The 13177-nt window shown below is 61.8% G+C and carries 12 protein-coding genes; 8 read left to right on the top strand and 4 right to left on the bottom strand.

Annotation, left to right across the window (positions count from 1 at the left end; translation table 11 throughout):
• Positions 1 to 14: 14 nt before the first annotated feature.
• Complete coding sequence (locus K6G35_RS09415; protein WP_035882341.1) at positions 15 to 815, top strand: competence/damage-inducible protein A; 801 nt, start codon at positions 15 to 17, stop codon at positions 813 to 815.
• Between the two features lie 28 nt (positions 816 to 843).
• Here the strand turns inward: K6G35_RS09415 and K6G35_RS09410 are convergent, their stop codons facing one another.
• Positions 844 to 1308, bottom strand: coding sequence for a rhodanese-like domain-containing protein (locus K6G35_RS09410; RefSeq protein ID WP_035882342.1), 465 nt, complete (start codon positions 1306 to 1308; stop codon positions 844 to 846).
• A gap of 527 nt (positions 1309 to 1835) precedes the next feature.
• On the opposite strand from K6G35_RS09410, the gene K6G35_RS09405 reads away from it, so the two are divergent.
• The 4 genes from K6G35_RS09405 to ntrC all read left to right on the top strand — a co-directional run bounded on the left by K6G35_RS09405 (position 1836) and on the right by ntrC (position 6778).
• The gene (locus K6G35_RS09405; protein WP_008644239.1) at positions 1836 to 3251 is read left to right on the top strand and encodes a 3-hydroxylaminophenol mutase; all 1416 of its coding nucleotides are present in this window, start codon (positions 1836 to 1838) and stop codon (positions 3249 to 3251) included.
• A 121-nt stretch (positions 3252 to 3372) separates the two neighbouring features.
• A complete protein-coding gene (locus tag K6G35_RS09400) occupies positions 3373 to 3954 on the top strand; it encodes a DUF4124 domain-containing protein (RefSeq protein WP_286882156.1) in 582 nt (193 codons plus the stop codon).
• Positions 3955 to 3959: 5 nt separating this feature from the next.
• Complete coding sequence (gene glnL / locus K6G35_RS09395; protein ID WP_035882344.1) at positions 3960 to 5123, top strand: nitrogen regulation protein NR(II); 1164 nt, start codon at positions 3960 to 3962, stop codon at positions 5121 to 5123.
• Positions 5124 to 5218: 95 nt separating this feature from the next.
• Complete coding sequence (gene ntrC, locus K6G35_RS09390) at positions 5219 to 6778, top strand: nitrogen regulation protein NR(I) (RefSeq protein ID WP_008644242.1); 1560 nt, start codon at positions 5219 to 5221, stop codon at positions 6776 to 6778.
• Between the two features lie 81 nt (positions 6779 to 6859).
• Here the strand turns inward: ntrC and K6G35_RS09385 are convergent, their stop codons facing one another.
• The 3 genes from K6G35_RS09385 to K6G35_RS09375 form a co-directional block, all read right to left on the bottom strand.
• Positions 6860 to 7168: a hypothetical protein gene (locus tag K6G35_RS09385; RefSeq protein WP_495675604.1), complete on the bottom strand. Its 309-nt coding sequence runs from the start codon at positions 7166 to 7168 to the stop codon at positions 6860 to 6862.
• A 46-nt stretch (positions 7169 to 7214) separates the two neighbouring features.
• Positions 7215 to 8918 (bottom strand): M30 family zinc metallopeptidase, encoded by a 1704-nt coding sequence (locus tag K6G35_RS09380; RefSeq protein WP_495675603.1) that lies wholly within the window; start codon positions 8916 to 8918, stop codon positions 7215 to 7217.
• Positions 8919 to 9036: 118 nt separating this feature from the next.
• Positions 9037 to 9843 (bottom strand): HAD-IIB family hydrolase, encoded by an 807-nt coding sequence (locus K6G35_RS09375; RefSeq protein WP_495675602.1) that lies wholly within the window; start codon positions 9841 to 9843, stop codon positions 9037 to 9039.
• Positions 9844 to 10048: 205 nt separating this feature from the next.
• Between K6G35_RS09375 and ugpB the strand changes: the two genes are divergently transcribed.
• From ugpB to ugpE, 3 genes are all read left to right on the top strand, one after another.
• Positions 10049 to 11359 carry a sn-glycerol-3-phosphate ABC transporter substrate-binding protein UgpB gene (gene ugpB / locus K6G35_RS09370; protein WP_008644248.1) on the top strand — a complete coding sequence of 437 codons (1311 nt, stop codon included), beginning with the start codon at positions 10049 to 10051 and terminating at the stop codon, positions 11357 to 11359.
• A gap of 76 nt (positions 11360 to 11435) precedes the next feature.
• Positions 11436 to 12317, top strand: a complete 882-nt coding sequence (ugpA, locus tag K6G35_RS09365) for a sn-glycerol-3-phosphate ABC transporter permease UgpA (RefSeq protein ID WP_008644251.1) — start codon at positions 11436 to 11438, stop codon at positions 12315 to 12317.
• A gap of 10 nt (positions 12318 to 12327) precedes the next feature.
• Positions 12328 to 13176 carry a sn-glycerol-3-phosphate ABC transporter permease UgpE gene (ugpE, locus tag K6G35_RS09360; RefSeq protein WP_008644254.1) on the top strand — a complete coding sequence of 283 codons (849 nt, stop codon included), beginning with the start codon at positions 12328 to 12330 and terminating at the stop codon, positions 13174 to 13176.
• Position 13177 lies beyond the last annotated feature (1 nt).

Here is a 13177-nt window from a genome sequence, read left to right as displayed (position 1 = left end):
TGAGCGAGCGCATCATGGGTTTTGGTTTGATTGTCATCGGCGACGAGATTCTCTCCGGTCGGCGCGAGGACAAGCACATGCGCCGTGCCATCGAGCTGCTTGGCGCGCGCGGGCTGGCGCTGGACTGGGCCGAGTACATCGGGGATGACCGCGAGCGCATCACGGCCACGCTACGCCGCACGCTGGCGGGCGCGGATATCGTCTTCTGCACGGGTGGCATCGGCGCCACGCCTGACGACCACACGCGCCAATGCGTGGCCGCGGCGCTGGGCGTGGATCTGGCCTTGCACCCCGAGGCGCGCGAACTGATCGCATTGCGTATTGCGGAAACGGCCAATGGCGATCCGGTCAAGGCGGATCTGAACCAGCCAGAGAACCAGCATCGTTTCAAGATGGGGGAGTTCCCGGTCGGTGCCCGGATCATTCCGAACAGCTACAACCGCATTCCGGGTTTCTCGGTGGCCGATCACCATTTCATGCCGGGCTTCCCGGTCATGGCGTGGCCGATGATGGAGTGGGTGCTGGACAACCGGTACGCGCACCTGTTCCATCAGGATACCGAGGTGTCGCGCGCGTTCTACGTGTTCGAGGCGCCCGAATCGACGCTGACGCCGTTGATGGAGCAGGTGGAGGCGTCGTTCGCCGGTATTCGCGTGTTCAGCCTGCCATCAGTCGGGGATGCCGCGCGCGGTGACAAATTCGTGCGGCGCCATATCGACCTCGGTGTGAAGGGCCCGGCCGACATGGTCGGGCCGGCTTACGCGATGCTGCTCGACGGGGTCCGGACGATGGGCTTCGAGATCGTCGAGCAGTAAGCGGCGTATCAATGATTCGTGGCGCTGCTCAGGCGCCATGCCACGGCAGGCCGCGCACGCACCAGCCCTCCACCGTCTTGCGGTGATGGTGGTCGTCGCGGTTGCCTTCGAAGCCTTCGAGTACATCCATCGCCAGCAGGTAACCGTTTTCCGTCGCCACGCGCGCCGCGTGTTTCGAGCGGGCGGCGCTGCGGCACAGGAACAGCACCGGCGCGTCGGCCGGTACCCGGGCCTTCAGTTCAGCCACAAAGTTGGCGTTCTGGGCGCCGCCGGGATACGACATCCATTCGATATGGGCGAACTGCTCGTCGGGCAGATCCACGCCGCCCACCCAATCCAGTTCTGCCTGCGTGCGCACGTCGACCAGTACGGCCTTCGGCTCGGCCTGCAGCAGCGCATAGGCCTCTTGCGGCGTGAGGGCGCCGAAATAGGAGAGTTCGCCTTGCTGCTTGCGCGTCTGGGCGGCCTGGAGGAGTTCGTCTCGGGTAGTCATCTTTTGTGACGGAGTCAATAAGAATGGAGGGAAAGCGGGGGCTGGCCTGAGCAGGGGCAACAAGGCCAACGCGGCACTGGGAAGCCGGCTGAATCGGCGTTATTCTAGCGCGGCCATTGTGGCAGACCCGAAAAATGTCCAAGCAAGGCGCGGTGGTGGTGCTATGCGATTGCACCCATATGGTGCCTAATTTCGAGGTGAGCACATAAACGGTGCAAAACCTTGGATTGCGCACCGTTATGGTGTTTGATTGGGGTGAGCGGCGTGCGCGGGCAGTGCACTTCGCCGTGGCATCAGGTTGGCCGGCTGGATTGCATGCAATCCGATGTTTTCGCTCCGGTGCGCGCCAATCCAAGCCAGTGCACGTTTTTCGGGAAGTCGGGAGTCTGGCAGGCGGAAAGGTGGCTTCGGCTGGCACGCTTTCTGCTAACATTCGACGTCCCTTTTGGGGCGGTCCAGACAGATGACCGCACCAACTTTGGCTTACCCACTTTCCCAGTTTCAGCCCGAATTTCCAGGAGATAGGCATGGCGCAGAGCGTTGCAGATGTGATGAAGCTCGTGAACGAAAACGACGTGAAGTTCGTCGATTTCCGTTTCACGGATACCAAGGGCAAAGAACAGCACGTCTCGGTGCCGGTGTCGCACTTCGACGAAGACAAGTTCGAGAGCGGCCACGCCTTTGATGGTTCGTCCATCGCAGGCTGGAAGGGTATCGAAGCCTCCGACATGCTGCTCATGCCGGATTCGGGTACCGCCTACATTGACCCGTTCTACGAAGAGCCGACGCTGGTGCTGAGCTGCGACGTGATCGAGCCGTCGGACGGCAAGGGCTACGACCGCGATCCGCGCTCGATCGCCAAGCGCGCTGAAGCCTACCTGAAGAGCACCGGCCTGGGCGACACCGCCTTCTTCGGTCCGGAACCCGAGTTCTTCATCTTCGACGGCGTGACCTGGAACATCGACATGCAAGGCTGCTCGGTGAAGATCCAGTCGGAAGAAGCACCGTGGTCGTCGGGCAAGGAATTCGAGCACGGCAACAGCGGTCACCGTCCGGGCAAGAAGGGCGGCTATTTCCCGGTTGCCCCGATCGACACGTTCCAGGACATGCGTTCGGAAATGTGCCTGATTCTGGAATCGCTGGGCATCCCCGTTGAAGTGCACCACCACGAAGTGGCTGGCCAGGGCCAGAACGAAATTGGCACGCGCTTCAGCACGCTGGTGCAACGCGCCGACTGGACCCAACTGCAGAAGTACGTGATCCAGAACGTCGCGCACACCTACGGCAAGACCGCCACGTTCATGCCGAAGCCGATCGTGGGCGATAACGGTTCGGGCATGCACGTTCACCAGTCGATCTGGAAGGACGGTCAGAACCTGTTCGCGGGCAACGGCTACGCCGGCCTGTCGGAATTCGCGCTGTACTACATCGGCGGCATCATCAAGCACGCTCGCGCGCTGAACGCCATCACCAACCCGGGTACGAACTCGTACAAGCGTCTGGTGCCGGGCTTCGAAGCACCGGTGAAGCTGGCCTACTCGGCTCGCAACCGTTCGGCTTCGATCCGTATTCCGTACGTGGCCAACCCGAAGGGTCGCCGCATCGAAACGCGCTTCCCGGATCCGCTGATGAACCCGTACCTGGGCTTCTCGGCACTGATGATGGCCGGTCTGGATGGCGTGATGAACAAGATCCACCCGGGCGAAGCTGCCGACAAGAACCTGTACGATCTGCCGCCCGAAGAAGACGCGAAGATCCCGACCGTCTGCTCGAGCCTGGATCAGGCCCTGGAGTACCTGGACAACGACCGTGAGTTCCTGACCCGCGGTGGTGTGTTCTCGAACTCGATGCTCGACGCCTATATCGAACTGAAAATGGAAGAAGTCACGCGTTTCCGCATGACGACTCACCCGATCGAGTTCGACATGTACTACTCGCTGTAAGCCGAGTGAGTTGCCGGGTTGTGGCCGGGCAACAGTTGCACCAGGAAGGGGCGGCTTCGGCTGTCCCTTTTTGTTTTGAGGCCACGTTGATCGCTAGAATGGGGCTCTTTTCCTAACCTACATGTCGATGTTCATGGAAGCGATCTCGAGCAGGGTCTTCAGCAATGCCAGCGGTGCGTTGCCGCACCAGATGCGTGTGGGCTTCCCCATTTTGGTGATGGTCGCGGCCATGGCGTTGCCATGGGCCCGGCCTGCCGCCGCGCAGTCGTCCGACGTGTACATGTGCAAGGGCGCCGATGGCGTGCCCGAGTACCGCAATGGCAATCCTGGCAACAGCAAGGACTGCAAGCGGCTGAACCTGCCGGATGTGGTCACCGTACCCGGCTCGCGTGCTGGCGGCGCGTCTTCGGGTGGCAAGTCGGTGGCGTCCACGTCGCCGACCAGCTTCCCGCGCGTGGATAGCGCTACGCAAAAGAGCCGTGACAGCGAGCGCCGCACAGTGCTGGAAACCGAACTGCAAACTGAGGAGGCCAGGTTGGCCGGTCTGCGTGCCGAGTACAACAACGGCGAGCCGGAGCGTCAGGGCGGCGAGCGCAATTATCAGAAGTACCTGGATCGTGTCGCGCGGCTTCGTGACGACATCACCCGCAGCGAAGCCAACGTGGCATCGCTGCGCCGGGAGCTTTCCGGCCTGAAGGATTGAGTTGAATGCGCCGCCTGATTCGAGAAGTGTCCCGCAAGGTAGCTGGAACAGACCGCAAGCCGGACGCCGGCGAGCCGGCCGATCGTGATGCGGACATCCTGCCGTTGGGCGGCGCGGCCCTGCATCCGGGCCTGGATGTAGTGGCCAACCCTGTGCTGCTGGTGCGCCAGCCGGGCCTGCGGGTGATTTACGCGAACCCGGCGGCGGAGGCCAGCTTTGCCGTGTCGCGCAAGGCCATGGTGGAACTGTCCCTGCCGGACCTTTTCGGGGCGTCGGAAGAGCTCGACAGCATGTTCGAGACGGTGATGGCCCGGCAGGTGGACGTGCGCAGGCAGGATCTGGTCCTGCGGCCGCCATTGCAGGAACCGATGCACGCGCACGTGGTAATCGGTGGCGTGGAAGGCTACCCGAACACAGCAGTGGTCGAGGTGCTGCTTAACGAGCAGAAGGTGCGCAGTGACCGCGAGGAGCGCATTCTTGACCTGACCTCGGCGAACAAGGAACTGATCCGCAATCTGGCTCACGAGATCAAGAACCCGCTGGGCGGGATTCGCGGCGCGGCCCAGTTGCTCGAATTCGAGTTGCCCGAGCGTGCACTCCGGGAGTACACGCAGGTCATCATCAAGGAGTCGGACCGCCTGCAGACGCTGGTGGACCGCCTGCTGGAGCCGCATCGTCATCCGCACATCGTCTCGGACCTCAATATCCACGAGGTGCTGGAGCGAGTGCGCTCGGTGGTGCTGGCCGAGTTTCCTAACGGGCTGGAAATCGTGCGCGACTACGATGCCAGCCTGCCCGAATTGCGCGGCGACATGGAGCAACTGATCCAGGCCGTGCTGAACATCGTCCATAACGCCGCCCAGGCGCTGCACGAGCGTATTGCGCGCGGCGATGCGCAGATCATCCTGCGGACCCGGGTGGCCCGGCAGGTCACGATCGCCAAGCGGCTTTTCAAGCTGGCATTGGATTTGCATGTGATTGACAACGGCCCGGGAATCCCCGAGGACATTCGCGAGCGCATCTTCTATCCGTTGGTTTCGGGCAGGGATGGCGGTAGCGGGCTCGGTCTCACACTCGCTCAAACCTTCGTGCAGCAACACGAGGGCTTGATCGAATGCGAGAGCAAGCCGGGCTGTACCGACTTCCGTATCCTGTTGCCATTGCACTAACCGCCCGATCGGCGAGACGGTGCGAGCGGCGCAGGGCCCTGCCATCAGCAGGGAATACGGGAGACCACATGACACCGAGCAGACAAGCGACGCACATGAAGCCGATCTGGATAGTCGACGACGATCAATCAATCCGCTGGGTCCTGGAAAAGGCCCTTGCCCGTGAAAGCCTGCTCTCCCGCAGTTTTACCAACGTGCGCGACGTGCTCGCGGCGCTGGAAGAGGACGAGCCGCAGGTCCTGATTTCGGATATCCGAATGCCCGGCGGTTCTGGCCTGGATCTGCTGCAGGCCATCAAGGCGCGGCATCCGGGCCTGCCCGTTATCGTGATGACGGCCTATTCGGACCTGGATAGCGCCGTGGCCGCGTTCCAGGGGGGCGCGTTCGAGTATCTGGCCAAGCCATTCGATGTCGACAAGGCAGTCGAGTTGATTCGCCGGGCGCTCGAGGAAAGCCTGCGCGAGGAGGAAATGGACGATCGCTTGGTCGATGCGCCGGAAATCCTCGGCCAGGCCCCGGCGATGCAGGACGTGTTCCGCGCGATCGGTCGTCTGTCGCAATCGAACGTCACCGTGATGATCACCGGCGAGTCCGGTACCGGCAAGGAACTGGTGGCGCGTGCGTTGCACAAGCACAGCCCGCGCGCGAATGGTCCGTTCATTGCGCTGAATACGGCGGCGATTCCCAAGGATCTGCTCGAATCGGAGCTGTTCGGCCATGAGCGTGGCGCGTTCACCGGCGCGCAGACCATGCGTCGCGGTCGCTTCGAACAGGCCGAAGGTGGCACGCTGTTCCTCGACGAAATCGGCGATATGCCATTTGATTTGCAGACGCGCCTGCTGCGTGTGCTTTCGGATGGAAATTTCTATCGGGTGGGGGGGCATAATCCGTTGCGCGCCAATGTGCGCGTCATTGCCGCCACGCACCAGAACCTCGAGACGCGCGTCAAGGAAGGGCTGTTCCGCGAGGATTTGTTCCACCGTCTCAATGTGATTCGCCTGCGCCTGCCGCCGCTGCGCGAGCGGCCGGAGGACATCACGCTGCTGGCCCGCCATTTCCTGCAGAAGAGCGCGAAGGAGCTTGGCGTCGAAACCAAGCGCATGTCCGATGACGCACTGGCCTACGTCAGCACGCTGCCGTTCCCCGGCAACGTACGCCAGCTCGAGAACCTTTGCAACTGGCTGACCGTCATGGCGCCGGCGCAGACCATCGAGGTCAAGGATTTCCCGCGCGAGATGATCGAGGCGGGGTACGGCGAAAGTAGTGTGTCGCCGATGCGTTCACCGAGCGAGTCGAGGTCGTCGGGAGAGTACGAGGCCGCGGAAGTTTCTGACTACGGCACGCATGCCGCGGGCGAGGGTGACACGATGGTCGCCACGAGACCGCCCATGGTCTCTTCGGCCACGTCGTCAGCGTCGGCATTTGCGGCGAGCGCCGTTTCGGCAAGCTGGGAAACGCTGCTGGCTGGCGAGGCAAAGTCGATGCTCGAATCGGGGCAGCCCGAAGTCATGGATGCGCTGACGCGGCGATTCGAGAAAGCGGTGTTGGAAGCCGCGCTCGGTGTCACGCGCGGACGTCGCGTGGAGGCCGCGACGCGGCTCGGCATCGGTCGGAACACCATTACCCGCAAGCTGCAGGAGCTTGGGTTCGACTGATCGCAGACCCGTAAGTCTGTGGCCCTGAATCGAGAGGCCTCGCGTTCGCGGGGCCTCTCTTTTTTGCTTGGTGGTTTCCATTCAGGGACTAACCAGCTCGGGCACGCTGTCGACGCGCAGCGACGGGAGCCAGACATCGGGGCCCGGCGGCCGCTCGATTTTCCCCCGCGCCGTCACGCGTTTGCCCGTCAGCGCACGAGCGTCCGCGATGGCAACGCCGCTCAGCTCCCAGAAGGTCATGTCACTGGTCTCGAGCATGACGGTCGGGAAAGGGTCGTTCCCCTTGACGTAGATCTCACCCACCAATGTCTGACGCGCGACTGCCGGCGAGTTTGTCGCACATGCTGCGATGCTGATTGCGGCGAGCAGCGCGCCGAGGCTTGCTCTCATGCGGTGTCTCCGGAAATGCGGGGCCGCTGCGCAGCCCCCGTATTCACTATTGAATCACGACAGACAGCGTGGAGCCGGCAGGAACCTTCACGGTTTCGCTGTATGCACCGCTCACTGCGGAACGGACCACCGGCAGGTTAGCGTATGCCTCGAGAGTGGCAGGTATCGATTGCGTCAGTGTCCGGAGGGGCAGGAGCGCTTGCGGATCGATCAGCGGAAGCGTGAACGGGCCGTCTTGTCGTTCCGGGAAGCCAAAGCCGGCAGGGCTAGGGGATTTCATCAGCGCGCCCGAAGTCGCGCCGAACCGACGTAGTTGCTCTCCGAGGCTCGATTCCGGCTGCACCGAGCGAATGGCGGAGTCGAGTACGGCCACTGAGTTGCTGCTCGTGTCGGTCAGCAAGATCTTGTAGAAATCGAGTCCGAGTTGTCGGTTCAGGAATCCGCCGAGCGAGCCGGAGACCGAGTAGCTGTCGCATGACGCGGCGAACGGTGTCCACGTTGTCAGGCCGCAGTTGTAAGAGCCGGCCTTGTAGCCAATGTAGTCCCGGAAACGAACGTCGCGGATTGCGTTGTAGTTTGCGTCGATCGAGAGGCTTGCGAGGTCCTCCATCATCATGGCCGAAGCCTCTTCCAGCCACTCGTCGAAGCTGTACTTCGGACCCATGAGCATCCCGCGACGGTAGAAGTTCTGCGCGTGCACGGCCTCGTGCGCCATGGTCAGCAGCATTGTCCTCATGCCAACTTCGCCGCCCAGATAGAGCGTCTCGGCATCCAGATACAGGGATACGGATTCGTTGCTGTATGGATTGGTTCTCGCCGCTTTTTTGATGGCGTTTCGTCCGTAGAAGTAGCCGATTCCACCAAACGGCTTCTCATTGTGGTCGAAGTTCAGGATGACGATATCGATCGGCTGTCCGGTGGCGGAGATCACGTCGAAGTAGGCGTGTGGCCCCCAGAGCGGGCCACCCACCGACTTCAGCATGTCGTAGATCTTTCCTTTCGAGGCGAAGCCGTCTGCGAGGCGGGCAACGATGTCCGAATGTACCTTGGTGGCATCGTTCTCCGACTCTTCAACCCAGACGTTGATTGTGGTGCCATCGGAGGCTGCCTGCTGACGCACAAGTATGGCTGACCGCTCGGAATTGTCAGCGTGGTACCAGGTCCTCACATCACCCACCGCAGCAGGAGTCGGCTCGCTTGTAGTGGAATAGTGGGGTGTGCTGCCACGCGTGCCGGCGAGCGCGACCCAGCCTTCACGGTTGAAGTCGGAAATGCGGCGCTTGGTTTCCTGTGTGCCGTTGTCCCACCGCAGCGCGCTAGCGACGATGCTCGGCATTTGCGAAGTCGTCAGCGAGATGTTCGGCATGGTCCGCGCAATGCCGGTGTGGTTGGTGAAGACTAGCGTCACGTCCTGGCCCTTCAATCCCGAAATGTGAATTGGCATATCCACAGTGTCTGCAGTGGCATTGATGCCGTGCCAGACGCCCACCCCGGTCCCCGCGTAGTTGTCCGCATCGACCACTCCGCAATGACTGCAGGCCGGTGTCATGACGTTGGTTGGCTTGGGCGGAGAGGGTTCCGGAGCCGAGGGCAGAGAGGGTTCCGGAGTCGAGGGCGCACCGGACGTGGTCACGGGCTGGGAGGATTGATATCCGTCGCCAGCGCCTCCGCAAGCGCTCAGGGCAATGGCCGCGAGCAGCGCCACAGCAGCGTACCTCGCGCGCGGCGATGTGCGAGATTTGTTCGTCATTGATTGTTCTCCTGGAGTATTGGCATTCCACGCCGTTGCGGCGCAGCAATGCTTATACGGGCGAGAATCTTGAGATAGCTACCCGCTCCAGGAGAACTTCAGCCTTGCTTGACGACCGTCAGGCCAACTGCCTCAGTCCCAATAACCTTTCCGCCATTTCGGCGAAACCCTCGCCACCGGATGCATTGGTGACGTAGGCCGGTTTGTGCGGCAGCAGGTGGAGGATGTCACTCACGTTGGCAACGCCGACCGACAGCGGGAAGTGGCCGAACATCGCGACGTCGTTGGCCGAGTCGCCGATGAACAGCCATTCGTCGCGATTGGCGTCGATGTCGTCACCGAGGAGTTCCTCTACACACAGCCGGCTCATCGATAGTTTGTCGTGGTGCCCAAACCATCCATTCACATGGATCGAACTGATCGTTGCTGTCATGCCAGCCTCGCGCATCATCTCGGCGATCCGGTCGACTGCTCGTTGCGGCAGCGGCGGGACGTCCTCGGCATGGTCGATCGCGAGATCGGCAGCATGCCATGCCTGGTCCGATGCCAGTGCGCAGCCGGGGACCTCGCGCAGGATTTCCTGGCCGAGCGCGTGGATGCGAAACAGGTTGGCATCGCGCGTTTCCGCCTCGTCCAGAAAACGGGTAACCAGCTTGCCGTTACGCAGATGCGAGTAAAAGGCGCCGTTTTCGCCGATGATTGCGTCAACCGGCCACAGACGAGTCAGAATCTCCGCCCATGCGATGCATCGCCCAGTTACCGGAATCACATGCAGCCCGGCACGGGTGAGGCGATCCAATGCCAGATACGTGGCCGCGGGCAGGCGGCCATCGGTGGTCAGCGTGCCGTCAATGTCGGTCAGGATGCCGCGCACGCGGCGCAGGGCGGCGTCGGGCAGGGCGGAGAAAGGTTGGGGCGAGGTCATGGCGGCGAATTGTATCTGCGTCCTTGTTGCAAGGGCGATGGTTGCGCAGTGTCAATATGCCGCAACAATCTCTTCGGCAAGGCGGGTTTGCCCTGTTTGCCGTGACATAAGAGCGGCGTAACATGCCTGTCACAAAAAATGCATACAGTCGGTCGCTTTTTCAAAAAAATTGGTCGGACCGAACACAGCCTCAGGAGAAATGCCAATGTCTTTTCCACGCACCGCGTTGAAGCTCGCCGCCGTTGCAACCCTGGCCTTGGCCGGTACGGCCCATGCCGCTGTTGAGATCCAGTGGTGGCACGCCATGCAGGGCGCGCTGAACGACAAGGTCAATGAGATTGCCGACAAGTTCAACGCCAGCCAGTCTGACTACAAGATCGTGCCGGTCAACAAGGGCAATTACGACGAGACCATGGCAGCCGGCATTGCGGCGTTCCGCGCGGGCGGCGCGCCGGCCATCCTGCAGGTATTCGAGGTGGGTACCGCGACGATGATGAGCGCCAAGGGCGCCATCAAGCCGGTGTCGCAGGTGATGAAGGACGCTGGCGAAAAGTTCGACCAAAAGGCGTACATCCCGGCAGTGGCGGGTTACTACACGTCGTCGAAGGGCGAGATGCTGTCGTTCCCGTTCAATAGCTCGACGACTGTCTTCTATTACAACAAGGATGCCTTCAAGAAGGCGGGCATTTCCGCCCCGCCCAAGACCTGGCCCGAGGTGATGCAGTATTCGGCCAAGCTCAAGGCGTCGGGCCAGAGCTGCGCCTATACCACCGACTGGCAGAGCTGGGTGCACCTGGAGAGTTTCTCCGCCTGGCACAACACGCTCTTCGCCACGAAGAACAACGGTTTTGGCGGCACCGACGCACGGCTGGTCTTCAATAGCCCGCTGCACGTAAAGCACATCACGAACCTGCAGGAGATGGTGAAGAAGGGCTACTTCAGCTACGGCGGCCGCAAGGCGGAGTCGCAGGCCAAGTTCTACAACGGCGAGTGCGCGATGTTCACGGGCTCGTCCGCATCGCTGGCCAATATCCGCAAGAATGCCAAGTTCCAGTTTGGTGTGTCGCAACTGCCGTACTACCCGGACGTGCCGGGCGCGCCGCAGAACACGATCATCGGCGGTGCATCGCTGTGGGTGATGGGCGGCAAGAAGGCCGACGAGTACAAGGGCGTGGCCAAGTTCTTCACGTTCCTGTCGCGGCCCGAGATCCAGTCGGACTGGCACCAGGCCACTGGCTACCTGCCGGTGACGATGGCTGCGTATGAGATGACGAGGAAGTCGGGCTACTACGACAAGAACCCGGGTGCCGATGTGTCGGTCGAGCAGATGGTTGTGAAGACCACCGACAAATCGCGCGGCGTGCGTCTCGGCAACCTCGTGCAGATCCGTACCGTGATCGACGAGGAACTCGAAGCGGTGTGGGCTGGCAAGAAGGAGCCGAAGGCCGCGCTCGACAACGCCGTGGCGCGTGGCAACGAACTGCTGGAGCGTTTCCAGAAGACCGCCAGGGAATAAGCCCCTGCGGTGATGAAGCTGAAGCGGGCGGCGGCACAATCGTCGCCCGTTTGCGTTTGTTTTGGGAAACCCCTCGATGGAAAAGCGCGTCGTCTTTCGCTCTCCGTGGTTGCCGTATCTGCTGGTGCTGCCGCAGATCGCCATCACGCTGATCTTCTTCTTTTTGCCCGCTGGGCAAGCGCTGTGGCAGTCGATGCTGCAGCAGGATGCCTTCGGCATCCATCTCGAGTTCGTCGGACTCGATAACTTCGTTACGCTGTGGAAGGACCCGCAGTACATCGAGTCCTTCCAGACCACCGCGATCTTCGCCATTGGCGTGACGGTGGTGGGCCTGTCCGTGGCGCTGTTGCTGGCGTACTTCGCCGATCGTGTCGTGCGCGCCGCCACTGGCTACAAGACCCTGCTGATCTGGCCGTACGCGGTGGCGCCTGCCGTGGCCGGCGTGCTCTGGATGTTCATGTTCAACCCAACCCTGGGTGTGGTGTCCTACGCGCTGCGCAAGGCAGGCGTGGACTGGAACTTCCTGCTCAATGGCAACCAGGCACTGCTGCTGGTGGTGCTGGCCGCGGCATGGAAGCAGGTCAGCTACAACTTCCTGTTCTTCCTGGCCGGGCTGCAGAGCATTCCGAAATCGCTGATCGAGGCCGCGGCCATCGACGGCGCGGGCCCGTGGAAGCGCTTCTGGTCGATCGTGTTCCCGCTGCTGTCGCCTACCACCTTCTTCCTGCTCGTGATCAACATGGTCTACGCCTTCTTCGATACCTTCGCGATCATCGATGCGGTGACCCACGGCGGCCCGTTCAACTCGACGAACACGCTCGTCTACAAGGTGTTCCATGACGGCTTCCGTGGCATGGATATTGGTGGCTCGGCCGCGCAGTCGGTGGTGCTGATGGTGATCGTGATCGCGCTGACCGTGGTGCAGTTCCGATTCGTGGAACGCAAAGTCCAGTATTGAGGAGCCAGCCATGGTAGAACGACGTCCCGTACTCGACTTTATTACCCACCTCGTGCTGATCGTCGGCATCGCGGTCGTGGCATTTCCGGTGTACCTGACTTTCGTCGCGTCGACGCTGACGGCCGAGCAGGTACTCGATGCACCGATGACGCTGATCCCGGGCAGCCATCTGATCGAAAATTATCGCACCGTGCTGTTCCAGGGCGTGGGCGAGGCCGCTTCGCCGGTCTCGACCATGATGAAGAACAGCCTGATCATGGCGTTGGGCATTGCGCTGGGGAAGATCGCGATTTCGATCATTTCCGCCTTCGCGATCGTCTACTTCCGCTTTCCGCTGCGCAAGACGTTCTTCTGGATGATCTTCATCACGCTGATGCTGCCGGTGGAAGTGCGTATCCTGCCGACCTACAAGGTGGTGTCTGACCTCGGCATGCTGGATAGCTACTTCGGCCTGACGATTCCCATCATCGCATCGGCCACCGCCACGTTCCTGTTTCGGCAGTTCTTTCTGACGATCCCGGATGAACTGGCCGAAGCCGCCCGCATCGACGGGGCCGGGCCGCTGCGATTCTTCTGGGATGTGGTGCTGCCGCTGTCGCGCACCAGCATCGCCGCGCTGTTCGTGATCCAGTTCATCTATGGCTGGAACCAGTACCTCTGGCCATTGCTGATCACCACGCAGAAGTCGATGACACCCGTGGTGGTGGGCGTGACACAGATGATTTCCCGCTCGGGCGATGCCGCTACCGACTGGAACCTCGTGATGGCCACCGTGATGCTGGCGATGATTCCGCCGGCAGTGGTGGTGGTGCTGATGCAACGCTGGTTCGTCAAGGGCCTCGTGGAAACGGAAAAATAAG

The sequence above is a fragment of the Cupriavidus sp. HY129 genome (genome assembly GCF_059492215.1).
Note: the sequence above shows the minus strand (reverse complement) of the source record. Positions and strands in the feature narration are given on the sequence as shown.